General features: G+C 60.5%; 22 protein-coding genes. 8 read left to right on the forward strand and 14 right to left on the reverse strand.

Going from position 1 to position 25121, the window contains the following annotated elements:
• Positions 1-13: 13 nt before the first annotated feature.
• On the reverse strand, positions 14-982 hold the full coding sequence (locus RLCC275e_RS10650) for an SDR family NAD(P)-dependent oxidoreductase (RefSeq protein ID WP_033179499.1): 969 nt from the start codon (positions 980-982) through the stop codon (positions 14-16).
• Between the two features lie 95 nt (positions 983-1077).
• On the opposite strand from RLCC275e_RS10650, the gene RLCC275e_RS10655 reads away from it, so the two are divergent.
• Both RLCC275e_RS10655 and RLCC275e_RS10660 read left to right on the forward strand, forming a co-directional pair.
• Complete coding sequence (locus RLCC275e_RS10655) at positions 1078-1701, forward strand: TetR/AcrR family transcriptional regulator (protein ID WP_050516783.1); 624 nt, start codon at positions 1078-1080, stop codon at positions 1699-1701.
• Between the two features lie 186 nt (positions 1702-1887).
• Complete coding sequence (locus RLCC275e_RS10660; protein WP_033179468.1) at positions 1888-2934, forward strand: glycoside hydrolase family 25 protein; 1047 nt, start codon at positions 1888-1890, stop codon at positions 2932-2934.
• 22 nt (positions 2935-2956) lie between these two features.
• Here RLCC275e_RS10660 and RLCC275e_RS10665 read toward each other — a convergent pair whose 3' ends face one another.
• A complete protein-coding gene (locus RLCC275e_RS10665) occupies positions 2957-5242 on the reverse strand; it encodes an FdhF/YdeP family oxidoreductase (RefSeq protein ID WP_130707629.1) in 2286 nt (761 codons plus the stop codon).
• Between the two features lie 517 nt (positions 5243-5759).
• Here RLCC275e_RS10665 and RLCC275e_RS10670 point away from each other — a divergent pair.
• Positions 5760-6065 (forward strand): flagellar basal body rod protein FlgC, encoded by a 306-nt coding sequence (locus tag RLCC275e_RS10670; protein WP_033179469.1) that lies wholly within the window; start codon positions 5760-5762, stop codon positions 6063-6065.
• A gap of 91 nt (positions 6066-6156) precedes the next feature.
• Entirely contained in the window at positions 6157-6783 is a 627-nt protein-coding gene (locus tag RLCC275e_RS10675; protein WP_050516784.1) for an alpha/beta hydrolase, read from the forward strand.
• Positions 6784-6789: 6 nt separating this feature from the next.
• Here the strand turns inward: RLCC275e_RS10675 and sufA are convergent, their stop codons facing one another.
• The 8 genes from sufA to RLCC275e_RS10715 all read right to left on the reverse strand — a co-directional run bounded on the left by sufA (position 6790) and on the right by RLCC275e_RS10715 (position 14088).
• Complete coding sequence (sufA, locus tag RLCC275e_RS10680) at positions 6790-7182, reverse strand: Fe-S cluster assembly scaffold SufA (RefSeq protein WP_033179470.1); 393 nt, start codon at positions 7180-7182, stop codon at positions 6790-6792.
• A gap of 93 nt (positions 7183-7275) precedes the next feature.
• The gene (locus RLCC275e_RS10685) at positions 7276-7656 is read right to left on the reverse strand and encodes an SUF system Fe-S cluster assembly protein (RefSeq protein WP_003559708.1); all 381 of its coding nucleotides are present in this window, start codon (positions 7654-7656) and stop codon (positions 7276-7278) included.
• Positions 7657-7668: 12 nt separating this feature from the next.
• Positions 7669-8910, reverse strand: coding sequence for a cysteine desulfurase (locus RLCC275e_RS10690; RefSeq protein ID WP_033179471.1), 1242 nt, complete (start codon positions 8908-8910; stop codon positions 7669-7671).
• A 12-nt stretch (positions 8911-8922) separates the two neighbouring features.
• Complete coding sequence (gene sufD, locus RLCC275e_RS10695; protein WP_033179472.1) at positions 8923-10197, reverse strand: Fe-S cluster assembly protein SufD; 1275 nt, start codon at positions 10195-10197, stop codon at positions 8923-8925.
• Between the two features lie 24 nt (positions 10198-10221).
• Positions 10222-10977 carry a Fe-S cluster assembly ATPase SufC gene (sufC, locus tag RLCC275e_RS10700; RefSeq protein WP_003539985.1) on the reverse strand — a complete coding sequence of 252 codons (756 nt, stop codon included), beginning with the start codon at positions 10975-10977 and terminating at the stop codon, positions 10222-10224.
• Positions 10978-11060: 83 nt separating this feature from the next.
• Entirely contained in the window at positions 11061-11306 is a 246-nt protein-coding gene (locus RLCC275e_RS10705) for a hypothetical protein (protein WP_033179473.1), read from the reverse strand.
• 1 nt (position 11307) lies between these two features.
• Positions 11308-12777: a Fe-S cluster assembly protein SufB gene (gene sufB, locus RLCC275e_RS10710; RefSeq protein WP_033179474.1), complete on the reverse strand. Its 1470-nt coding sequence runs from the start codon at positions 12775-12777 to the stop codon at positions 11308-11310.
• Between the two features lie 93 nt (positions 12778-12870).
• Entirely contained in the window at positions 12871-14088 is a 1218-nt protein-coding gene (locus tag RLCC275e_RS10715; RefSeq protein ID WP_033179475.1) for a cysteine desulfurase family protein, read from the reverse strand.
• A 217-nt stretch (positions 14089-14305) separates the two neighbouring features.
• Between RLCC275e_RS10715 and RLCC275e_RS10720 the strand changes: the two genes are divergently transcribed.
• Both RLCC275e_RS10720 and RLCC275e_RS10725 read left to right on the forward strand, forming a co-directional pair.
• On the forward strand, positions 14306-14983 hold the full coding sequence (locus RLCC275e_RS10720) for an alpha/beta hydrolase (RefSeq protein ID WP_003559715.1): 678 nt from the start codon (positions 14306-14308) through the stop codon (positions 14981-14983).
• Between the two features lie 143 nt (positions 14984-15126).
• A complete protein-coding gene (locus tag RLCC275e_RS10725) occupies positions 15127-16302 on the forward strand; it encodes an acyltransferase family protein (protein ID WP_033179476.1) in 1176 nt (391 codons plus the stop codon).
• Here RLCC275e_RS10725 and RLCC275e_RS10730 read toward each other — a convergent pair.
• Complete coding sequence (locus RLCC275e_RS10730) at positions 16299-16826, reverse strand: GNAT family N-acetyltransferase (protein WP_033179477.1); 528 nt, start codon at positions 16824-16826, stop codon at positions 16299-16301. The genes RLCC275e_RS10725 and RLCC275e_RS10730 overlap by 4 nt on opposite strands.
• Positions 16823-17941 (reverse strand): anhydro-N-acetylmuramic acid kinase, encoded by a 1119-nt coding sequence (locus RLCC275e_RS10735; RefSeq protein ID WP_033179478.1) that lies wholly within the window; start codon positions 17939-17941, stop codon positions 16823-16825. Before RLCC275e_RS10735 ends, RLCC275e_RS10730 begins: the two co-directional genes overlap by 4 nt.
• 134 nt (positions 17942-18075) lie before the next feature.
• Between RLCC275e_RS10735 and tyrS the strand changes: the two genes are divergently transcribed.
• Complete coding sequence (gene tyrS, locus RLCC275e_RS10740; RefSeq protein WP_033179479.1) at positions 18076-19332, forward strand: tyrosine--tRNA ligase; 1257 nt, start codon at positions 18076-18078, stop codon at positions 19330-19332.
• A gap of 62 nt (positions 19333-19394) precedes the next feature.
• Here tyrS and RLCC275e_RS10745 read toward each other — a convergent pair whose 3' ends face one another.
• Positions 19395-19706: a hypothetical protein gene (locus RLCC275e_RS10745; RefSeq protein WP_033179480.1), complete on the reverse strand. Its 312-nt coding sequence runs from the start codon at positions 19704-19706 to the stop codon at positions 19395-19397.
• A 219-nt stretch (positions 19707-19925) separates the two neighbouring features.
• Between RLCC275e_RS10745 and RLCC275e_RS10750 the strand changes: the two genes are divergently transcribed.
• Positions 19926-21587, forward strand: coding sequence for an alpha-amylase family protein (locus RLCC275e_RS10750; RefSeq protein WP_033179503.1), 1662 nt, complete (start codon positions 19926-19928; stop codon positions 21585-21587).
• 40 nt (positions 21588-21627) lie between these two features.
• Here the strand turns inward: RLCC275e_RS10750 and RLCC275e_RS10755 are convergent, their stop codons facing one another.
• Entirely contained in the window at positions 21628-25026 is a 3399-nt protein-coding gene (locus tag RLCC275e_RS10755) for a YhdP family protein (RefSeq protein WP_033179481.1), read from the reverse strand.
• Between the last annotated feature and the right edge of the window lie 95 nt (positions 25027-25121).

The raw sequence follows: 25121 nt of genomic DNA on the forward strand, positions 1-25121 counted from the left end.
TCGGCATCATGCTCTAGAAGCGCTCGCCGACCATATCCTCGCTTTTGGCCCACAACGCCCTGGCCGTCTCGGGATCGAGCGCGTAGGTGCGCACGCCTTCGGAAATCGGGCTGATCTCCGCATCCGTCACTTCGGAGACGTGGCAATTCTCGCAATATCTGCCGCCGACCGCGTCTGCCGGGGCGACGAAACCTGCCCAGACGGAGGTAGCCGCACCCTGGGGAATCGTCTTCCACTGGAAGGGCGGCTTGCCCTCGGCGGCGAGTGCTGCGTTGATCTGCGTTATCATGCCTTCAATCATGTCGGGGTCGAGATGACGGTCGAGCTCGGTCTGGATGCCGCCGGGATGCAGTGCCGTTGCACGGATGCCGCGCTCCTTGAGGCGCCGGTCGAGTTCCACGGCGAACAGGATATTGGCGGTTTTCGACTGGGCATAGGCCGCCCAGGGCTCATAGGTCTTGCTCTCGAAATTGAGGTCGTCGAGGCTGAAAGGTGCCATGCGATGGCCCGAGGACGCGACGATCACCACTCGGCCGCCCGATGTGACCAGCGGTGCGATGCGGTTGACCAGCACGAAATGACCGAGATGGTTGGTGCCGAATTGCGTTTCGAAGCCATCGGCGGTGCGGCCGAAGGGAGCGGCCATCACACCGGCATTGGCAATGACGACATCGAAGAGGCGGCCATCCGAAATGAGCGCATCGGCGCAGGCACGCACGCTCGCCAGAGAGGCAAGATCAAGCTCGACGATGTCTAGGCTGCCGCCATTGGCCGCACCGGCACGCACGATTTCCGTTGCCGCCCTCGCCTTTGCAAGGTCGCGTGCCGTACCCGTCACCTGCGCTCCATGGGCTGCCAGCACACGCGCGGTTTCCACGCCGAGGCCGGCAGAAACACCCGTCACCAGAACGCGCTTGCCCTTGAGATCGACGCCGGCGAGCACCTCATCGGTGGTTGATGTCGCGCCAAAAAGTCCACTCATGATTATCTCCTTGATCATGGACGCACCACTCCAGGCAGGTGGACCATTGCCCGCCGGCCCCAAATGAAATAAAAGGAGGGTGCCTCCAGATAAATATGGAGGGCGCCTCCGCTTATCAAGAGGACTGCTCGGAAATGGCCGAAAAAAGTGACGAGCCCACAGTCCGAAAGCCGCGTGCGGATGCCGAACGCAATCGTCTTCTGCTGATGGAAACGGCAAAGACCGTCTTTGCCGACAAGGGTTCCAGCGCCAGCCTGGAGGAAATCGCCCGCATCGCCGGCGTCGGCATCGGCACGCTCTATCGCCATTTCCCGACGCGCGATGCACTGGTTTCCGCCATCTACCGCAACGAGACGGCGCAGCTTGCCGCTGCCGCCAAAAGCCTTGCCGAGACGCATCCGCCTGTCGAAGCGCTTCGCCTGTGGCTGGTGCAGTTCGTGGATTATGTGGTGACGAAACACGGCATGTCCGAGGTGCTGGATTCTTTGGTCGGCGGCACTTCCGAGCTCTATGCCGATTCCGCCGATTTGATCATAGGTGCGGTCAATCTGCTGGTGGATCGCGCAGTCGCCACCGGTGAAATCCGTCTGGCGATGGACCCGGTCGATATCCTGCGCGCCCTGGCGGGCGGCGCTAGCATCAGCAGTGGGCCCGCCTGGCGGGATGCGGCAAGGCAACTCATCGATATTCTGATAGCGGGTATGAGAGCCAATCGCTGAGCTACGCTGAGGCAGCGGAATAGCAGCAGTGCGGCAAAGCTCCTTCCACAGGTTGGGAGGGGCTGCATGCTTTGGCGCTCAAGGATCAAATTTAACCTTTCTTAGCAAGTCTCTGTTAGCAATTCATAAAGGCGGCTTCCATCAACATGGATCACCGTCGATCCCTTGTTTTGCGTGCAGGTTCTTATGCGTCCATCGGCTGTGCCAGCAATCCTCCTCGCCGCCCTGATCCTCTCGGGATGCGCTGCCAGTTCTGGCGCCGAAGATGTGCTGGGCAACGTGCCGTCGCCGGAAACGACCAATGCCATCGCCCAGCCGAGCGGCCCGATTCCTGCCGCCGCCGTTGGCGATCCTGCGCCGCAGGCAAGCCCGCCGCAGCAGGCTTTGCGCTGGGCGGGAGAGGTTCCGGAGCCGCAGGCGCTCGTGCCCGCCGACAGGCCGGTCGGCATGCCGCTGCCGACAGATAAGCCGGTCGCGCTGCTGATGCCATCCAATCCCGCCGGCAATGCAATGCCCGATGTCAGCACGAGATCGCCGACCCGCGGGCAAATTTACGGCCACCGCTTCCGCGATGCCAAGCCGATCAACTTCGGTTCCACTTCACCGAGAAAGCTTGCCGTCCATGGCGTCGACGTGTCGCGCTGGCAGGGCGAGATCGACTGGGAGACGTTGCGGCGGCAAGGCGCGAACTTCGTCTACATCAAGGCGACCGACGGCGGCGATCACCTCGATCCGATGTTCAAGAAGAACTGGCGCCGGGCCAAGGAAGCCGGCCTGAAACACGGCGCCTATCACTTCTTCTATTGGTGCCGGACAGCCGGCGAGCAGGCCGACTGGTTCATCCGCAACGTGCCAAGGGAAGCCAACGCTCTTCCGCCCGTCATCGACGTCGAGTGGAACGGCGAATCGAGCTGCAAGAGGCGCATTTCTCCCGCACGTGTCCGGGAAAAGATGCAGGTCTTCATGGATAAGCTGGAGCGCCATTACGGCCAGCGCCCGATCATCTACACGGCGCCGGACTTCTACCGCGACAATTTGAAGGGCCAACTGCTCGACTACCCCTTCTGGCTGCGCTCCGTGGCCGCTCACCCCTCCAAGGTCTATCCGGGCCGCAAGTGGCTCTTCTGGCAATATTCCGGCTCCGGCCTTTCCGATGGCGTTGACGGCAAGATCGACCTCAACGTGTTCAACGGCAATGAAAGCGATTGGCACGACTGGGTGGCGTCGCGATAGCCGAAGCCTGCTTGCCCCGTCCTCACGCGGACTTCTGCACCTTCACCGGCACGCCTTTGTAGGCAGGCGTTCCCGATTTCCGGTCGTAATCGCCAAGCGCGATGACCCTGTTCATCTCGGGATAATATCCGGCGATGGAGCCAACCGGGATGTCGTAGGCCACTGCGGTAAAGCCTCTAACCGCCCTGCTGCTGGTTTCAGCGACCGACTCGATATCAATCTTATCGCCATCGGCGAGGCCGCGTGCGGAGAGATCCCCGCTGTTCATGAAGATCACGTCACGGCGGCCGAAGACACCTCGATAGCGGTCGTCAAGGCTGTAGATTGTCGTGTTGTACTGGTCGTGACTGCGCAGCGTTGTCAGAACCAGTGTGCCTGCATCTGCAAGCCGCGGATCTTCCTCCAGACCAGGCGCGATGAGGAACTGTGCTTTTCCTGAGGGCGTGCGCCATTGCCGGTCGGAGGCCGCCACCGTCAGCCGGAAACCACCCGGTTTCTTGACACGGCTGTTGAAATCTTGGAAATCGGGAAAGACCACTTCGATCTTTTCCCGAATACGATTGTAATCGCTGATCATCCCGTCCCAGTCGATATCGTATTTAGCGCCGAGCGTTGCCTTGGCGATGCCGGCGATGATCGCCGGTTCGGATCTCAGCTCTTCGCCTGGTGGTTTCAGGAAGCCGCGCGAGGCGTGCACCATCGACATGGAATCCTCGACGGTCACCGATTGTGGTCCCGTCGTCTGAATATCCTGGTCGGTGCGGCCGAGAACGGGAAGGATGATGGAGGTTCGGGCGATCAGCAGGTGCGAGCGGTTGGGTTTTGTCGCCAGATGGACCGCAAGGTCGAGCTTGCGCATGCCTTCGAACGTCACCTCCGGATCGGATATGGCGACGGCGAGATTGCCGCCGAGGCAGATCAGCGCCTTCGACCGGCCTTCGATGATTGCCTCGATGGCCTCGACGGCGTTATGGCCCTTCTCCTCCGGCGGGCGAAAGCCAAAGGCCTTCTCCATGCCGTCGAGAAGCGCCGTGTTGGGGATCTCGGTGATTCCGACGGTCCGGTCGCCCTGAACGTTCGAATGCCCCCGCAGCGGGCAGATACCGGCGCCCTGGCGGCCGATATTTCCCCGCAACATCAGAAAATTGGCAAGCTGCTGGACATTGGCAGTGCCGTGGCTGTGCTGGGTGATGCCCATGCCATAGCAGAGGATGACGTTGCGGGCGTTGAGATAGACATCAACGGCGCTGTCGAGCGCTTCGAGCGTCAATCCTGATCTCTTCAGGATCGACGCCCACTCCGTCTTTGCAATATCGGCCTTGAGAGCCTCCAGTCCGATCGTGTGGGCTTCGATGAATTCCCGGTCGAGAAAGCCTTTGCCGCCTGCCGCGATATCGGCATCGTCGCGCTCGAATATCCGCTTCATCAGGCCCTTAAGGGCAGCGAGATCCCCGCCGGTGCGCAGCTGATGATAAGCCGATGCGATCGGCGTCGAAGACATCGTCGCCATTTCCACCGGGTTCTGCGGTGCCGCAAATTTCTCGAGCGCACGTTCTTTCAGGGGATTGAAGACCACGATCGGGACGCCGCGCCTCGCGGCATCATGCAGAGTGGTCATCATCCGCGGGTGGTTGGTGCCGGGATTGTGGCCGAAGCTGAAGATCGCATCGGCATGATCGAAATCTTCAAGGGTCACCGTGCCCTTCCCGACCCCGATTGACTGTGGCAGGCCGACGCTGGTCGCCTCATGGCACATGTTCGAGCAGTCGGGAAAATTGTTGGTGCCGTAGGCCCTGACGAAAAGCTGGAACAGGAATGCCGCCTCGTTCGAGGCGCGTCCAGATGTGTAGAATTCGGCCATGTCGGGATCGGGCAATTTGCGCAGTTCGGCACCGATCAGCGCGAAGGCTTCCTCCCAGCCGATCGGCAGGTAACGGTCGCTGGCGTGATCATAGACCAGCGGGTGCGTCAGGCGACCCTGGTCTTCCAACTGATGGTCGTTCCATTGCCACAGTTCGGCGACCTTATGCGCCGCAAAAAAGTCGGGCCCGGCCCGTTTCGCCGTGGATTCCCAGGTGATTGCCTTGGCGCCGTTTTCACAGAACTCGAACGAACTCGTATGTTTGGGATCGGGCCAAGCGCAGCCCGGACAATCGAAGCCCTCGGGCTGATTGGCTTTCAACAGCGTCGCAGCCCCCTGCGCAATGACCTGCTGTCTCGCAAGGGTTTCGGCAACGGCTTTGAGTGCACCCCAGCCGCCGGCGGGGGCCGTGTATTTCTCTATGCCTTCCGGACGTTTATTGGTCATCATCTGCTCCATGAATCCGCGCGAGGGCAAGAGCCTGTCGTTCGCCAATCTAAGCGAATGCCATACTCCAGGATAGGTGGCGCAGCGCCCTCTTAAAAAAAGGGCAGGACCGCTCCGGGGGCGGCGGAGCGGTCCTTGGCGGATCGTTGGATCCACGAGACTTCGGCGCGGGAGGGGACATGCCGAAATCTATTGGCACATTCACGGTGCCAGTCTCTGCGCTTCCGAGAGACACTCAGACGCTACGCCCCGGAAGCAGAGCGCGAAACTATAAATAGGTATGGGACATCGAGGGATCGATCCCGGCGGCCGCGGCGTCTATGTCGCCGCTGGAGGCCGCGTCACTCGTCGTTGCCGCCAGCTCCGCCGCCACCCACCCCGGATATCATCCCGTGCCAATCCGGAGCAGATACGCTCGAACGACGTCCGTCCTGTAGCCCTTTGCTAAGGCAACCCCTTTAGCACTCCCTAAATCCTTGCCGGTACAAGGCTACTATCCATTCTGGGGAAACGGCTGATGAGCATATCGGGCATTACCAACACCGCTCTTTCGGGCATGATGGCGCAGACGACGCGGGTCGGCGCGATCGCCAGCAACGTCGCAAACATCAGTACATCAGGCTATAGCAGGCTGAACACCAGCCTCACATCTGTTGAAACACGCAGCGTTCAGGCCACCGTTAAACAGACAGATCAGCCGGTCGATCCCGCCACCGAACTGACCGATCTGATCGAAGCCGAGAAGAGCTACAAGGCGAACGCCGCGGTCTTCGAGACCGGCGCCGACATGTGGGAAATGCTCACGAGCATCAAGCGCGACTGACTGCGAACCGCAATCACCTTCGACGGCATTGTTATCAGATTGCCTCGAATCAGGCTTATGCCGGTCCACATCATTGATGCGGATCGACCCCATGCCGGAATCTCAGGATTTCCTTATCATCACAGGAAGAGCCGAGCTCGATACGGCACCGCTGGTGCTGCTGCATGGCAGCGGTATGCACGAGCGCAATCTCATCGGGCTTGCGGACCGGGTCGGGCCGGCTCGTCCCTATCTGACGCTGAGGGGTGCGGTGGAATGGGAGGAAGGCTTTGCCTTCTTTCGGCGAAAGCCTGATCGGACGCTTGATTATATCGACCTCTTCAACGAGACCCACCATCTCGCCGATTTCCTCGCGAGGGCCTTGGAGAACGGCCTATTGAAACGACCGCCCGTACTTCTCGGTTTTTCGAATGGCGCGATCATGGCCGCGTCGCTCCTGCTGCATCGCCCGGAAATCTCAGCCGGCGCCATCCTGTTGCGGCCGCTGTCACCGGCGCCGGCCGCGGATTTCCCCGATCTCAAAGGTCATCGCATCCTGATTCTCGCCGGTGAACGCGACGAACGGCGCGCGCCCGAGGACGTCGTTCTCATGAGCAGACAGATCGAAAAGAGCGGTGCCGGCGTCACGACGCGACTGTTCCCCACAGGCCACGACCTGGATGAGGACGAACCGGATTTCATCAGGAATTGGCTGGCGGAGAACTTTCCACCAGCCTGAACGGCGTCAGGAGTGCGCCGGTTCGCTCTGGCGCTGTGCGGCAAGGGCTGCGAGATCGGCGGGCTTCAACTCGACGGATTCGCCGCAGCCGCAGGCCGATGTCTGGTTCGGATTGGTGAAGGTAAAGCCGGAGCGGAGCGTCGTCGTCTCGAAGCCCATTTCGGTGCCGAGCAGATAGAGGGCTGCCGACGGCTCGACCCAGACTTTTGCACCGTCGCGCTCGATCAGGTCGTCCTTGGCATTGGGCTCGGTCACCAAGTCGATGGTATATTCCATCCCGGCGCAGCCGCCCTTCTTGATGCCGACGCGGACACCCTTGGCCTCCGGCCCCGAGTTCTCGACGATCGCCTTGACGCGGGCCGCAGCCTCGTCCGTCATGCTCATGATTGCAAAGCCCATCGGCTCATTCTCCTTCCGCAACCGGGGTCAAGATCCGGCGCATCGTGATTCAAATGTAGTACCCTGAAGTAAACGGATCAATAGCGCGGGATGTCAGTACCAGCCGACGGCGACTTGCGCCTCCTCCGACATGCGGTCCGGCGTCCACGGCGGATCGAAAGTCATCGCCACCTCGACACCCGAAACGCCTTCGACGGCGCCGACGGCGTTTTCGACCCAGCCGGGCATCTCGCCGGCAACCGGGCAGCCGGGTGCGGTCAGCGTCATCATGATCTTCACCATCCGGTCGTCTTCGATGTCGATCTTGTAGATCAAACCGAGCTCGAAGATGTCGGCGGGAATTTCCGGATCGTAGACCGTCTTCAGCGCGCTGATGACGTCGTCGCTCAGCCGCGCCAACTCATCGGCCGGAATGCTGGAATGCACGATGCCTTCGCGCACGTCGATCTTCTGTTCGCTTTCGTCCAGGCTCATCACGGACACTCCTCAAGCAAAGAACTTGCGCGCATATTCAAGCGCATCGGCCAGGGCATCGACCTCGGCGCGGGTATTGTACATGCCGAAGGATGCACGGCATGTGGAGGTGACGCCGAAGCGTTTCAAGAGCGGCATGGCGCAATGCGTGCCGGCCCTGACCGCAACACCCTGCCGGTCGATCACCATCGAGACGTCATGGGCATGGATACCGGCAAGCTCGAAGGAGAAGATGCTGCCCTTGTCGGGCGCCGTCCCGAAGACCCGCAACGAATTGACCGATTTCAGCCGCTCGACCGCATAGGCAGAAAGATCGGCCTCGTGACGCGAAATCGCCTCGCGCCCGACCTTCTCCATATAGTCGAGCGCATAACCGAGCCCGATCGCCTGCACGATCGGCGGTGTGCCGGCCTCGAAGCGATGCGGCGGATCATTATATGTAACGACGTCCTCGGCGACTTCGAAGATCATCTCGCCGCCGCCCTGGAACGGACGCATCTCGAAAAGCCGCTCCTTCTTGCCGTAGAGTACGCCGATGCCGGACGGGCCGTAGAGCTTGTGACCGGTCATGACGTACCAGTCGCAATCGATATCCTGCACGTCGACAGGCAGATGCACGGCGCCCTGGCTGCCGTCGATCAGCACCGGGATGCCGCGTTCGTGCGCGATCCGGCAGACTTCCTTGACGGGAACGATCGTGCCGAGCGCATTCGACATATGGGTGATGGCGACGAGCTTGGTGCGCTCCGTCAGGCTTTTCTCGAAATCTTCGATATGGAAAGCGCCCTCGTCGTCGACGGGCACCCAGACAAGTTTGGCCCCTTGCCGCTCGCGGATGAAGTGCCAGGGCACGATATTGGAATGGTGCTCCATGATCGTCAGGACGATCTCGTCGCCTTCGCCAATCCTAGGCATGCCCCAGCCATAGGCGACGGTGTTGATCGCTTCCGTCGAATTCTTGGTGAAGACGATGTCGTTGACCGAAGGCGCATTGAGGAAGCGCCGAACCTTCTCCCGCGCGGCCTCATAGGCATCCGTCGCCGCATTCGAGAGATAGTGCAGGCCGCGATGCACATTGGCATATTCGTGGCTATAGGCATGCGAGATGGCGTCGATCACCACCTGCGGCTTTTGCGCCGACGCGCCATTATCGAGATAGACCAGCGGCTTGCCGTGCACCTTCTCCGCCAGAATCGGAAAATCCCGGCGGATGGCTTCGACGTCGTATGGCTTGGCCGGCACGATCTTGTCCATTGATATATCCGATCAGGCGTGCTTTTCGAGCCAGGCCGAAATCACGCCTTCCAGCGCCTCGACCAGGGCATCGTCTTCCAGTTCTTCGACGATCTCGGCGACGAAGGCGTTCACGAGCATCGCCCGCGCCTTGTTCTCCGGAATGCCGCGCGCCATCATGTAATAGAGATGGTTGGCGTCGATGTCGGTCACCGTGGCGCCGTGGCCGCACTGCACGTCGTCAGCGAAGATTTCGAGCTCGGGCTTGACCGAGAATTCGGCATCGTCGGACATCAACAGCGTGTTGCAGGCCATCTTGGCATCGGTCTTCTGCGCATCCGGTGCCACCCGGATCATGCCCTGGAAGACACCCTTGGCGCGGTCGAAGACGACGTTACGGATCACTTCAGTCGAGCCGGTATTCGGCACGTCGTGGCCGAGCACCATCGTCACGTCGGTATGGGTATCGCCGCCAAGCAGGTTGATGCCGCGCAGCGTCAGATCGGCACCCTCGCCGGTCACCTTGATATGCAGCTCCTGGCGCACCAGCCTGCCGCCGGCATTGATGACAAAAAGCCGGAGCTTGGCGTCTGCGCCGAGATCGATGCGGATCTGGCCGAGATGCGTATCGTCGGCTCCCTGCTGCTGCAGGATGATCCAGGTCAGTTCGGCGCCTTCGCCGACCGTGATGTCGGTGACATGGGACACCAGCGCAGCATCACCGGTCACCGTGCGGTGACGCTCGATGACGGTCGCCTTGACACCGGCGCCGAAGGACACAGGAAGGCGCGTATGTGCCTGCCCACCGGCATGGATGAACTGGACTTCAAGGGGGTTTTCAAGCTCGGTCTCGGCAGGCACGTCGATGACATAGCCGTCGCGCACGAAGCTGCCATTGATCCTGCCGACCGCATCGTCATTATCAAGCGCATCGAGCCCGCCGGCGGCAGAGCCGTCAAGCAGATGTTCGGAATAGGCCGAAACGCCAAGACCGTCGGCCGTAGCCTTCTGGTTGGAATGGCCCTGGATCACCGCCAGCACCGTGGCATCGGCAACGAGCGGCTCCAAAGCCTCCGAGCCGGCATCACCCGCCTGCGGAGGAACGGTGCGCAGCAGGTTCTTGAGGTCGGTATAATGCCAGGCTTCGATGCGGCGCGTCGGCAGGCCGGCCTTCTTCAGGTCGTCGAGAAGCCGGTCGCGCAGGGCCGTCACCGCACCATTGCCCGGCAGCTCGCCGATCTGCTGGTTGAAGGCCTCGATCAGCGCCGTCTCGGCCGCAGTCAGGCGGCTCGTCGTCTGCATGTTCATGGACGTCGTCCTTTCCACCCGAACTCAGGCCGCCGTGCCGATGATATCGGCATAGCCGTTGGCTTCCAGCTCATGTGCCAGCGTCTTGTCGCCCGACTTGATCACCTGGCCCTTATAGAGCACGTGGACGGTATCGGGCACGATATAGTCAAGCAGGCGCTGGTAATGGGTGATGACCACGACGGCGCGGTCCGGCGAACGCAGCGCGTTGACGCCGTCGGCGACGATCTTCAGCGCGTCGATGTCGAGGCCGGAATCGGTTTCATCAAGCACGCAGAGCTTCGGTTCGAGCAGCGCCATCTGCAGGATTTCGGCACGCTTCTTCTCGCCGCCGGAGAAGCCGACATTCAGCGGGCGCTTCAGCATCTCGGTATTGATCTGCAGCTTGCCTGCGGCATCCTTGACCCGGCGCATGAAATCCGGCGTCGTCAGCTCGTCCTCGCCGCGCGCTTTGCGCTGCTCGTTCATCGCCACCTTCAGGAACTGCATGGTGGCAACACCCGGAATTTCGACCGGGTACTGGAAAGCGAGGAAGATACCCTTGGCCGCACGCTCGGCCGGATCCAGCTCGAGAATGCTCTCGCCATTATAGAGAATGTCGCCCTCGGTGACTTCGTAGTCGCTGCGGCCGGAAAGGACGTAGGAGAGCGTCGACTTGCCGGAACCGTTCGGCCCCATGATGGCAGCAACTTCGCCGGCCTTCACCGTCAGGTTCAGGCCACGGATGATCTCGGTGCCGTCTTCGGCGATACGGGCATGAAGGTTCTTAATTTCAAGCATCTTTGGTTCCTGCGTTTTTCTCTGCGCAGCTCACTAAGAGCCTCGCGTAATTTCTAAGGGACATCGACATGTTGCGCTCGGCGCTATCGAGCAAAAAAACGGACGACGCGGAAAACCGCGACCGTTACGAGCCCAACCCATTCGAGAAAATCCGAAACCCCCTGAATGATCTTTCCCGGTTTTTCCATGCGCTGCCGGAGAAACACATAAGGCTGCTCCGGCGGCGTTTCGGTCTCGTTTCTTAGCTCGCGGGGGCGAATTTTCGCCAATATCTCCCCGCGCATATTCGTCAGACGTTCAAGAATGCGCTTCTTGTCCGCTTCGCTCATGTCAGCCCACAGAGCCTTCCAGCGAAATGCTGATCAGCTTCTGCGCCTCGACAGCGAATTCCATCGGCAGTTCCTGCAGCACTTCCTTGACGAAACCGTTGACGATCAGGGCGATCGCCGCTTCGGTCGGGATGCCGCGCTGCAGGCAGTAGAACAGCTGGTCCTCGGAGATCTTAGAGGTTGTCGCCTCATGCTCGAACTGCGCCGTCGAATTCTTCGCCTCGATGTAGGGCACGGTATGGGCGCCGCACTTGTCGCCGATCAGCAGCGAATCGCACTGGGTGAAGTTGCGCGCATTCGACGCCTTGCGGTGAGCTGAGACCTGACCGCGATAGGTGTTGTTGGACACGCCGGCCGCAATGCCCTTGGAGACGATGCGGCTCGACGTGTTCTTGCCGAGATGGATCATCTTGGTACCGCTGTCGATCTGCTGGTGACCGTTGGAGACCGCGATCGAGTAGAACTCGCCGCGGCTGTCGTCGCCGCGCAGGATGCAGGACGGATATTTCCAGGTGATCGCCGAACCGGTTTCGACCTGCGTCCAGGAAATCTTCGACCGGTCACCACGGCAATCGCCACGCTTGGTGACGAAGTTGTAGATGCCGCCCTTGCCGTTCTTGTCGCCCGGATACCAGTTCTGCACCGTCGAATATTTGATCTCGGCATCGTCGAGCGCAACCAGCTCGACCACGGCGGCATGCAATTGGTTTTCATCGCGCTGCGGCGCCGTGCAGCCTTCGAGATAGGAGACGTAGGCGCCCTCTTCCGCAATGATCAACGTGCGCTCGAACTGGCCGGTGCCCTTCTCATTGATGCGGAAATAGGTGGACAGCTCCATCGGGCAACGAACGCCCTTCGGCACGAAGACGAAGGAACCGTCGGTGAAGACAGCCGTATTCAGCGTCGCATAATAATTGTCCGAGGTCGGCACGACCGAGCCGAGATATTTCCGGACGAGATCGGGATATTCGCGGATGGCTTCCGAGATCGACATGAAGATCACGCCGGCCTTCTTCAGCTCCGCCTTGAAGGTGGTGACGACCGAGACGCTGTCGAAAACAGCGTCGACGGCGATCTTCGGCCTCTCGACGCCGGCAAGAATCTCCTGCTCACGCAGCGGAATGCCGAGCTTCTCATAGACCTTCAACAGCTCCGGATCGACCTCATCGAGCGACTTTGGACCCGGCGTGCTTTTCGGCGCGGCGTAATAATAGATGTCGTTGAAATCGATCTTGGGATAGTCAACGCGCGCCCAGGTCGGCTCTTCCAGCGTCAGCCAGCGACGATAGGCCTCGAGACGCCAATCCAGCATCCACTCAGGCTCCTGCTTCTTCGCCGAAATGAAACGAATGATGTCCTCGGACAGGCCTTTCGGCGCCTTGTCCATCTCGATGACGGTCTCGAAACCGTATTTGTACTGGTCCACATCGATCAGGCGGACCTGGTCGATTGTTTCCTGCACGGCAGCCATCTCATTCTCCAATCTCGCCGGATACAAGGTCCGGCAGCTTGTAGTGTTTGGGCAATTGTCTTGCCCTTTATGTAAGAGGCCAAAAGGGACTTTTCAGCCCGATTGGCAAGCAGAAATTTGCGTTTCCGCAAGTTTTGACACAGGGCAAGCCGCCTCCCCAGCCGACCTGCGCCGGTTGGCGATCTTTGCGAAAGCCGCAATCGCCCTGTCGATATCCTCTTCCGTCGTCGAAAAGCCGAGCGAGATGCGCAGCGCTCCGAGCTTGGCGTCACGGCCCATCGCCGTCAGCACATGGCTTTCGCCGAGCCGGCCGGATGAGCAGGCAGAGCCTGCAGAAAGCGCAACGCCCTCGAGATCGAAGGCGATCTGCCCGGTCTCAGCCTTCAGCCCCGGCAGGGTGAAGAAGATCGTATTGGCGACGCGCTCACCGCCCTCGCCGTGGATCATCACATCGGCAGCCGCCTCACGCATGCCGGCTTCCAGCCGCTCGCGCAGCGCGCCGATCGTCGCATTGCGCGCCTCGAGTTCGTCGGACGCGGCTTCTGCCGCCGCGCCGAAGCCGATCAGCGCCAGAGAATTCTGTGTCCCCGAGCGGTGACCTCGCTCCTGCCCACCACCCTGGATCAGCGGCCTGGGCATCAGCGCCTCGCCGCGTGAGATGAGTGCACCGGCCCCCTTCGGTCCGCCGATCTTGTGCGAGGAGACGATCATGAAATCGGCGTCGATCTTTTCGATATCGAGGGCGATGCGACCGGCAGCCTGCACGGCGTCGACGACGAAGAGGCCGCCATGGGCGTGGACGATCTTTGCCGCCGCCGCGACCGGCTGCACGATGCCCGTCTCATTGTTGACGAGCATGATGGCGACCATCGGCAGGCCGGCGGCCTTGTCATGGGCATCGAGCAGCTTGGAGAGTGCGTCGAGATCGACGATACCGGCTTCCGTCACCGGGATCTCGGTCATACTCTCCCTGGCGAAGCGGCCGCCTTCGCGCACAGCCGGATGCTCGATCGCCGAGAAATAAAGATGGCCGAGCCGAAGCTGCGTGCGACCCATACGGAAATCCGGTGTCAGCACCAGGTTGGCGGCTTCAGTCGCACCGCTGGTAAACACCACATTGCCAGGACCGGTGCCGGCAAGTGCCGCCACCTTGCGTCGTGCGCCCTCGATGGCGGCGCGCGCGGCGCGGCCTTCTCCATGCACGCTGTTCGGATTGCCAAACACATCGATGGCGCGCATGATCGCCGCGCGCGCTGCGGGGTGCAGCGGCGCTGTGGCATTCCAGTCGAGATAAAGGCGTGGCGGCGCCATGATCTTCAGTCCTGCGCTTGACGAGCTTGCTTCAGCGGCCGCGGTTCATTTTTCTTGAAATTTCCGCCGGGCTTGCCTTATGACACGTTCCACGATGCGTGGATCGCCATGCAAGTTTCGAATTGTTCTAAACTGCGTTTTAGAAAAGCTGACAACACTAGTCAAGTCATGTTGTCATCCAGCGCAGCGCGAACGCGAAATAAAACCCGGAGTACCAATGCCCGAAGTTATTTTCAACGGCCCAGCCGGCCGTCTTGAAGGCCGCTACCAGCCCTCCAAGGAAAAAAGCGCGCCCATCGCCCTGATTCTGCATCCGCATCCGCAGTTCGGCGGCACGATGAACAATCAGATCGTCTATCAGCTCTTCTACATGTTCCAGAAGCGCGGGTTCACGACGCTGCGCTTCAATTTCCGGGGCATCGGCCGCAGCCAGGGTGAATTCGACCACGGCGCCGGCGAACTCTCGGATGCCGCCTCGGCGCTCGACTGGGTGCAGAGCCTGCATCCCGATTCCAAGACCTGTTGGGTCGCCGGTTATTCCTTCGGCTCCTGGATCGGCATGCAGCTCCTGATGCGCCGGCCGGAGATCGAAGGCTTCATGTCGATCGCGCCGCAGCCGAACACCTACGACTTTTCCTTCCTGGCGCCCTGCCCCTCTTCCGGCCTGATCATCAACGGCGAAGCCGACAAGGTGGCGCCGGAAAAGGATGTCAACGGCCTAGTCGAGAAGCTGAAGACCCAGAAGGGCATCCTCATCACCCACCGCACCGTTGCCAATGCTAACCACTTCTTCAACGGCCAGGTGGAAACGCTGATGGGCGAATGCGAGGATTACCTCGACCGTCGCCTCAACGGCGAACTGGTGCCGGAACCGGCCGCCAAGCGGATTCGCTGACACCACAAATCTCGGCCTCATCAATGCCATGACGGTCCGGAACACAACCGGGCGGGCTGTCCCGGAACAGATCACCTACCGTGTTGCAATCCATGTTGCAGTGCGGTAGGGTCCTCGCGATCCTAACAAAAGCGAGGTCCGCAATGACCAAGTCGTTCGGGGAAGTCCTGGATAAGTATAGGGGAATTGGTCCGGGGTTCGATTTTCTTCGAATAGGGCTCGCCTTTTCCATCGTATTGACCCATTCCTTTTTGTTAACCGACAACAATGACTTCATCAGGGGGTCAGTATTCTGGTTCACCGAATACGCTCTTGTTCCGATGTTCTTCGCTTTGAGCGGATTTCTGATCGCCGGTAGCGCCCAGCGCCTGAGCCTTCGGAATTTTCTGATCAACCGAGGCTTGCGCATCGTCCCGGCCCTTGCCGTCGATATCGTCGTTTGCTCGCTGATCATCGGGCCGATCATTACGGTCGTTTACCACTCAGACTATTTTACCGATCAGCGGTTTTTCAAATACTTCCTGAATATCGTCGGCTGGATTCATTACGAGCTTCCGGGCGTCTTCCAGGATAATCCGAGCCAGCGTGTCAACGGCGCTCTGTGGACGGTTCCCTGGGAAATCTTCTGCTACATCATCATGTCGTTCCTGATGATCACCGCCATCGTCAAGACGCGCTACAAGCTGCTCGCGGTGACGATCGCCTACATCGCCATCGGCCTTATCGTGCAGAAGATGCCCTATCTGCTGCCAGGCTCGATCAAGCCGATCGCTCGCTTCCTGTTCATGAGCCGCGGCTCCCAGTTGATAACGGCCTTCATGATGGGCATCGTCGTCTTTCAGTTCAAAGCGGTCATTCCGCATTCCCGCTGGCTGTTCGCCGCCGCCAGCCTGGTTTGCATCGTCGCCATTCTCACCCTCGACAGCAGTGCGACGGAATCGGTGATGAACCGGCCCTTGGTCATCACCTCTCTTGTTTACATCACCGTCTTCATCGGTCTGTCCGAGGTACCCATCCCGGCCTTTTTCAGGAAAGGTGACTATTCCTACGGCGTCTATCTCTATCACGACCCGTTTTTGCAGATCTGGATCAGCTCGTTCCCGTCGGTTTTCCTCTATCCGAAATATGGTGCACTGGCGCTCTATCTTGTCGGCCTGCCATCGGCTCTCGCCGTTGCGGTGTTGTCCTGGCATTTCATCGAGAAGCCGATCCTCGGCCTTCGCAAGAAATTTTCGTTCATCGCCCAGGTTAGGGGCGTCGAGGATGGCCATCAGGCTGGGCGCGAATCCCATGTCCGGCCGGTCGCCGTAAAGAGTTAGGGCTTTACCGGCCGTTTATCAGCGGTGAGCTCGAAAGCCGTGTCGAGCACTCCATCGATCAGGATCGGCGCGCGTTCGCGCATGCCGATTTTTCTCAGCACACGCTGCGAAGCGATGTTGTCGCGATGTGTGAAGGCGATGAAGCCCGATGCAAACTTCCTTTCGAAGAACCAGTCGGCAATCGCGCTCGCCGCTTCCGTTGCGAGACCCTTGGCCCACGCCTCCTCTCGCAGGGAATAGCCGAGTTCGAATTGCTCCTTCCTGAACTTCGAAATCCCCGCACGGCCGACAAATCGACCGTCCTCAGCGAGGAGCTTGTATTTGGTCGTGCCGTCGCGCGTCTGCTCCTCAAACCAGCCGCGCAGCCGCTCCTCAGCCTTCTCCAAACTCCACGGCGTGTTGCCGGACAGATATCGGGTTGTCGCCATCGTCGAATGCAGCTGCTGCACCAGGGCAGCATCGCCTTCGTCCCACATGACGAAGCTGAGCCGTGGCGTCTTCAGCATGACCCTCTGCTCTCTCATGCCGTTGCCAGCACCCCACCGCTGACAGGAGCGTCGACGCCTGTCGTGCCCGGAAATGTCAGCGGCAGCCCATCCAGCGACCGGACGGCGAGATAGGCCCAGGCCTCCGCTTCCATCGCATCGCCGTCGAAGCCTGCCTCCTCGGCAGCCAACACCTTCGATCCCAGCCGTTCGGCCATGGCCGAGAACTCCGCCATCACGGTGGCGTTCAGCCGCCCGCCGCCGCAGACGATATAGATCGCTGGGGTCTCGGGAAGGAAGTTGGCAGATTTGATAATCGACGCGGCGGCGACATGGGCCAGCGTCCGGGCGCCGTCTTCAAGGCTCGCCTCCTCGGGCCGAAGCGTCGCGAAATCGCCGCGGTCGAGCGAACGGCGAACATTGCCGCGAAAGAACGGGTTGTCCAGGTAGCGCTCCGCGAGGCTGGCAACGACCTTGCCGCGCCCACCGATCTGGCCGCCGGGGTCATAGGTTCTGCCGGTCTGCATCTCCACCCACTGGTCGATCAGCGTATTGCCCGGACCGCTGTCGAAGGCGGATATCCGACCGTCCGTTCCGATAAAGGTGAGATTGGAGATGCCGCCGATATTGACGAAGCACACCGCCTGTCCCTGCTGTTGGAATTTTCCTGCCAGTGCGGCGTGATAGGCCGGCACCAGTGGCGCTCCCTGCCCGCCATGAACCATGTCGTTGGCACGCATGTCGTAGACCACCGATATGCCGGTCCGGCGCGCAAGCTCCGGGCCGTCACCAATCTGGATCGTCAATCCCTCATCAGGGCGATGAAGCACCGTCTGGCCATGGAAGCCGAGAACATCGACGCCATCGGTAGAAAGCTCGAAACGCCCCATGAATGCCGTAACGGCAATTGCATGCCGTAAGGTAAGTTCAAGCTCGATATCGCGAAGCTCAGCGGGTCGTTCGCTCCTGTCGCTAAGTGGAAGCGACAGTTCCAGCGCCCGTTTGAGCTGCCCGCGAAAATCCGCGTCATAGGGCACGCCCATGAACGGCCCGCGCTCGATGAAGCCGCGGCCGTCTGTCCTGATCAACGCGACGTCGATGCCGTCCATCGACGTGCCGCTCATCAAACCGATTGCGGTCCTGATGACATCCATGAGGCTTGCCTCCCATGCGATTCCCGGATGCACTTTTATAAAAACAGTGCTAAACGCGCCGCGACAGATCAACAACAACGAACTTGCGCCAGGCCCCCATTGGGGTGCGGAGCAGACACCAAGAGACGAAACCTATGTCCGAGTTCAAGTCCGATTTCCTCCGCACGCTGAAAGAGCGCGGCTTCATTCATCAGATTTCCGATGAAAGCGGCCTCGACGACCTGTTCGCCAAGGAAACCGTGACGGCCTATATCGGCTACGACCCGACGGCATCCAGTCTTCACGTCGGCCATCTGACACAGATCATGATGCTGCATTGGTTGCAGGCAACGGGCCACCGCCCGATTTCGCTGATGGGCGGCGGCACCGGTATGGTCGGCGATCCCTCTTTCAAGGAGGAAGCGCGTAAGCTGATGACGATCGAGACGATCGAGCAGAATATCGCCTCGATCAAAAACTGCTTCTCGAACTACCTCGATTATGACAGGCCTGCCACCGCCGCGCTGATGATCAACAACGCCGAGTGGCTGCGCTCATTGAATTATCTGGAGTTCCTGCGCGATGTCGGCCGCCACTTCTCGGTCAACCGCATGCTGTCCTTTGACAGTGTGAAGACGCGCCTTGACCGCGAACAGTCGTTGTCCTTCCTGGAATTCAACTACATGATCCTCCAGGCCTACGATTTCGTCGAGCTTGCCAAGCGCTACGATTGCCGCCTGCAGATGGGCGGTTCGGACCAGTGGGGCAATATCGTCAACGGTATCGATCTTGGTCACCGCATGGGGACACAGCAACTCTATGCGCTGACATCGCCGTTGTTGACGACGTCGTCTGGTGCGAAGATGGGGAAATCGGCTTCCGGTGCGGTCTGGCTGAATGCCGATCTGCTGCCTGTCTATGACTTCTGGCAATATTGGCGCAATACCGAGGATGCTGATGTGCCGCGCTTCCTCAAGCTCTTCACCACGTTGCCCATGGATGAAATTGCAAGACTGTCGGCGATCGGTGGTTCGGAGCTGAACGAGGTCAAGAAGCTCCTGGCAACTGAGGTTACCGCGATCCTGCACGGTCGCCCGGCCGCCGAGCAGGCCGCTGAAACCGCGCGCAAGACATTCGAGGAAGGCAGCCTCTCGGAGAACCTGCCTTCGGTCGATATCCCCGCCACCGAACTCGACGGCGGCATCGGCTTGCTCTCGCTGATCGTTCGTGCCGGCCTTGCCTCGTCGAACGGTGAAGCTCGTCGTCACGTCCAGGGCGGCGCGGTCCGCATCAACGACGAGGCGATCAGCGACGAACGCAAGATGATCGGCAGCGGCGAAATCACCGCCGACGGCGTCATCAAGCTCTCGCTCGGCAAGAAGAAACACATCCTGATCCGCCGCGCGGCGTAAGCGGCTTTACATCAGAACAGATGCCAAAGCCGGCGCCCGCGCCGGCTTTTTTCTTTGCCTCACTATTCGGGCCCGCGAGCAAGATCATTCAGCTCCCCGCCGGTATTCCGCGTCACCTCGTTTGATCTCTCGGAGAAGATAGCCGGCGGATCGACGCTTGAAGCGGGCGTCACCCGCGACCACCAGCTGATCGAGAAGATCGGCGGCGTCAACATCGCGTCCAGGGGAACCATGAGGACGTGGATGACCGCCTCTTGCGACTTCAGCCGCACGCTCTTTTCCGCGGAAAGCGAAGGGTCAGCAATTGTGACAGCTATCATGGCCGCCGATGCAAAAGAAACTGTCCGGGCGCACTGCATCGCATCCTCCGACATTGCACCGGCCGTTGCTTGTCGACCGGGACAGTATATTACATCAGATTTCCCTAAAATAGGCAAAGCGTCACGGCCGAATTTGTCAGGCTGGGCTTCAAATCGATTTTGTCGAGGAGGAGCACTCACTTCTTTGCTGCGAAGCGACCCACATAGCAAATGCTTTATCGGAACCTTTTCCGCCTGCCGGGATTTGCGACCAGATTGGATTGGAGTGCCGGCATGATCAACGACCTCTGGTATAAGAACGCTGTCATCTACTGCCTGTCCGTCGAGACTTTCATGGATGCTAACGGTGACGGCGTCGGTGATTTTCAGGGTCTGATGAGGCGCCTCGATTATCTCTCCGGCCTCGGCGTGACGGCGATCTGGCTCATGCCGTTTCAGGCATCGCCCGGTCGCGACGACGGATATGACGTCTCCGATTATTACAATGTCGATCCGCGTTATGGCTCGCTCGGCGATTTCGTCGAATTCACCCACGGCGCTAAGCAGCGCGGTATCCGGGTGTTGATCGATCTGGTAATCAATCATACGTCCAAGGACCATCCCTGGTTCCAAGCCGCCAGGAGCGATCCGCACTCGCCCTATCGCGACTGGTATGTCTGGTCGGAGAAAAAGCCTGATAATGCAGACCAGGGCATGGTCTTCCCAGGTGTCCAGAAGACGACCTGGACCTATGACGACAAGGCCAAAGCCTATTATTTTCACCGTTTTTACGATCACCAGCCCGATCTCAATACGTCGAACCCCGAGGTGCAGGCGGAGATCCTCAAGATCATGGGCTTCTGGATCCAGCTCGGCGTCTCGGGATTCAGGATGGATGCCGCCCCCTTCATCATCGCAACGAAAGGCGCCGACGTTACCAAGCCTGTCGAACAGTTCGATATGCTGAGGAAGTTTCGCGAATTCCTGCAGTGGCGCCTGGGCGATTCCATCATCCTGGCAGAAGCCAATATCCTGCCGAAGGACAATTTCGAATATTTCGGCGATGATGGCGACCGCATGCAGATGATGTTCAATTTCCAGGTCAATCAGGCGCTGTTTTATGCTTTCGCCAGCGCCGATACGCGGCCGCTCAAGAAGGCCATGGAGGCCACCAAACCGCGCCCGGCGACCGCGCAATGGGGCCTCTTCCTCCGCAACCATGATGAACTGGACCTCGGCCGGCTGACGGAAAAACAACGCGGCGCGGTATTTGCCGCCTTCGGGCCTGAAAAGGACATGCAGCTTTATGACAGGGGCATTCGCCGTCGCCTCGCGCCTATCCTCGGCGGCGACCACCGCAGGATCGAAATGGCCTACAGCCTGCTGTTCTCCCTGCCTGGAACGCCCGTCATCCGATACGGCGACGAAATCGGCATGGGCGACGATCTGGGCCTGCCCGAACGCAATTGCGCACGCACGCCGATGCAGTGGTCGACCGAACCGGAAGGCGGGTTTACCAAAAGTGAAAAGCCCATCTCGCCCGTTATCAAGGACGGTCCCTACGGTTTCCAGCATGTCAATGTCGCCGAACAGCGGCGCGATCCCAATTCTTTGCTGAACTGGACCGAGCGGATGATCCGGATGCGCAAGGAAGCCCCTGAGATCGGCTGGGGCGACTTTTCTGTGATCGACACCGGGAATGACGGCGTGCTGGCGCTTCGTTATGACTGGCGCGGCAATTCCGTGTTGATCCTGCACAATCTGCATGCGCGGCCCACGGAAGTATCTTTCGATCCTGACATCGGTGAAGACGGGCGACTATTGATCGATATCGCCGATGGCGCGAGCAGCAAAGCGGACGAGAATGGATTTCATACCGTCGTGCTCGATGCCTACGGCTATCGCTGGTACCGCGTCGGCGGTCTCGACTATCTCCTCAGGCGGACGGAGATTTAGGTACGTCTCGCCACGACCTCTGCCATGACCGCTTCCCGCCTCACTGGAATTCGAAGATCTGCCGGAAAACCCCGGGCGCGATGATAGAAAGCGGGTTGATCTGCAGGTTCGGCTGGTCGAACTTGCCTGTCAGCTTGAAGGTAATGCCGATCAGGCCGCGGTCGCTGCCATTGCCGAGAATGACGCCGATCAGCGGCAGTTCGGCAAAGAGGCGGTTGAGGCCGTAGGCCGGCATGAAGGTGCCGGTCATGTCCATGTTGCCCTTGCGGTCGCGCACGATGCCTTGGAAGGTTGCGCCGATCTGGTCACCGCGCAGCACGCCGTTCTCGATACCGACCATGCCATTGCGCGAGACGACACGGGCAAAGCCGCGCTGGAAGCGCTGCGACGAAGTATCGATGTCGCGCTTGACGGCTTCGTTGAGGCTGCGTTGCTCATTTCCGACCGGTGTCGAAACGATCGAGCGCAGGCGTTGTTCGTTGACGATCGCGAAGCGGCGCACGTCGAGCGAGCCGTCCCAGCCGCCCTCCGCCCCCAGCCGGATCGCCAGATTGAGCAGGCCACCCTGCATGTGCTGGTAGAGATCGGCGAAACGCGATACCGCGCCGGCGTCGCCGCTGGTGATGTTGATGACGCCGCCGTCCTTCATCTGGCTGACCACGGCCTCGCCGCTGTCGGTAACGGCGGAAAAATTGAGCGCCTGCAGCTTGTCGCCGTGCAGTGATATTTGCGCCTGGAAATTGCCGACCTTCTCGTCGTTGAAGCCGATGACGTTTTTCAGCCTCGCGCGCACCGATACGCCGGTGTCGCCGGAATCCCCATCACCATCGCCGTCCGAGCCCGATTTCAACCGCTGGATGACCGGCCGCGCATCGGCGCTGTCGCCGGAGACCGAGACGTCGAAATTGCCCTTGCTACGTTTCACCGACAGGGCGAAATCGTCGAGCGAGGAGAGCTTGACGCTGTCGAAATCAGCCGAGATCAGCCCGCCCTTGCCGATGTTCAGCGATCCGTTGGCGCCGAATCCGTCGCCCTTCAGTCGGAAGTTCTTGATCTGGGTATTGTCGGCCGGGCCTGATGTTTCGAATTCGGCCGTGGCGGCAATGCCGCTGCCCTTCGCCCAGCCGATCCAGGGCAGTTCGAGCAGCGACTTGGTGAGGTCGAGCTGGACGTCCTGCCGATCGTCGTCGATCCGCGTCAGCACCATCTTCACGCTGCCGCCGACGATACCGGAAAGGCCGGGTATCAGCTTGTTGCGCTGGTCCTCGGAAAGGGTCGCGGTGATCACCCGTTGTTTGGACGCCGCGTCGGATGCCTCGACCGGTTCGGTAAGATCGATATCGGCAGGGACACCGTCGATCTGGGCTTTGGCATCAAGTGTGATTCTCTTCGGATTGCCGTTCAGCGTGCCGTCGAGATTGCTGATCATCCTGCCGGAAAACGGCTTGGCAAGATCGATATCGGTGAGCTTCATTGTCGCCGTCCATTCGGCAGGCGGCGGGTTTTGCGAGGAGAGCAGGCCGAAATGGGCCTTCACATTCGCCTCGATCCTGCCCTTGAGATCGTCGGGCGTAAAGCCGGCGCGTTGCAGCACCCGGATCGGCCGGTAGGTCAGAAGCTCGCCGACGGCGTCCGCGGCCCCGGAGACCGCAAGATCGATATCGGCCATCAGCGGTTTATCGTAGGTGGCAGGCAAGATGAACGTCCCCTGCCCGAGACCCACGGACCGGCCGGAGGGGAAATAGGAGGTGCCGCTCTTGATCGCGATCGTCGCAACCGGGCCGGTCAGGTCGAAATGCGCTGACGTGTCGCGGATCGGCGGAATGTCGCCGGCGACGTTCATCCGCGCACCCGTGATGTCGAAGTCGATGCGGATCTGGTTGGCGTCGAGCTTCAATCCCTTGCCGCCGGCTGCCTCGTCCAGCCTGCCGAAGGGAATAAAGACGGAAATGGCGGCGTCGGTGACGGTGCCGCCGAAGAGATTGCCGTGCACCCAGGTGCGCACCTTGGGCGCCATCCAGAACGGCCAGAGCTGCTTGATCGCTATCGTCTGCAGCTGCGCCGATTGGCCGGCAAAGCTGATCTCCGGCGATTTGTCGCCGAGCTTGACATCAAGTGATCCGTAGAGCGCGCCGAGCGGGCTGGAAGCAGTTATGTTGGGAAACCGGAATTCACGGCCGGCAACCATGTAGCGCCCGGTCGCCTGGATGTCGAAGGAGAGCGGCTGCTCGCCGGAACCGCCGGGCGCTGCCGTGCCGCCGCTGACGAGCAGGTCGATGCCGAAGCCTTTGCCCGCCTGCGGGTCGAGCTTATCGAGATCGATCAGCGCGCCGTTGATGGGAAGCGTAGTTGCGCCAAACTGGGCGTTCGATCGGGCGATCTCGATCGTCTGCTTGGCGAAATCATAGACGAGATTGATTTGCCCGCCCGACAGCTGCTGCGGATCGCCATCCGCATAGATCAGGCCGGGATCGATTGAGATCGTCGCCGCAAGCGCCGGCTGCACACCGTCGCGCGCTCTGGTGGCCGACACTGTCAGATCGGCAAAGGCGCTGAGCCCCTGTCGGATCACGCCCTGATCGTTGCGTTTCAGCGCGAAGGGGGTGAGGTCGGCATGTCTGAGCGTCGCCACGACTTTGGACACGTGGCCGTCTTCCTTCTCGGCCAGCACGTCGAGCTCCGCCACTTCGCCATTGAGCGCGACTTCGCCGGTCAATTGCAGCGAGGACGGGCCGGCATGGGCAAAGACGAGATTGTCGATGACGAGCGACATCGGACCGTTGGCGGTATCGGCAAGCTTGATGTCGAGGCCGGAGATGCGCACCGAATTGGTCGAGCCGCGCGTCACGATGCTGTCGAACATGTCGAACTGCGAAAAGATCTTCTCCATCGCCGCCGGCATGGCGTCGATGCGCAGATCGTCGAGCTTGACGGCATTGCCGGAGGGCAGAAGCGCGGTATCGAGCGCAATATCCTCCGCTTCGATGTCCGCGACGGCGATGCGGCCGCGGAAAAGCTGCAGCGGATCGAGCCCCAGGCGCACCGAACCCGTCGTCGACAGGTGCTGGCCGCTCTCCTGGTCGATCATGTTGACGTTGCGTGCTTCAAGCGCCAGCCGAAAATCCGAAGTGAAGCGGATGACAGTGGAGCCGACCTCGGCGCGGTAGCGCGGTCCGGCCAGGCCATTCAGCGCCGCCTGGGCCTGTTGCGACAGCGGCTTGTCGAACATGCCGCTCTCGACGGTGAAGACGATGGCGGCGAGAAGGAGGAGAATCAGCCCGAGGAATCCACAAGCCAGCTTCGCCGTACCGCGCATCGGCGAGCGCGGCGGCGGGCAATGAACGATGATCGGATCCTCTGTCTGAGCCGACGGCAAGCGGTCCAGCGCAACGATGTCCTTCTTGCGAAACGTGACCTTTTCGCCGCGGATGGCTGACATGCGCCCTCGGGCTCTCCCTTTAACTGAAGAATTGAACCCGGCCATGCTGGACGGGTATCCGTCCACTATATAATTCGGGGAGAGAAAGTGTCATC

The sequence above is a fragment of the Rhizobium brockwellii genome, assembly GCF_000769405.2.
Taxonomy (GTDB): Bacteria; Pseudomonadota; Alphaproteobacteria; order Rhizobiales; family Rhizobiaceae; genus Rhizobium; species Rhizobium brockwellii.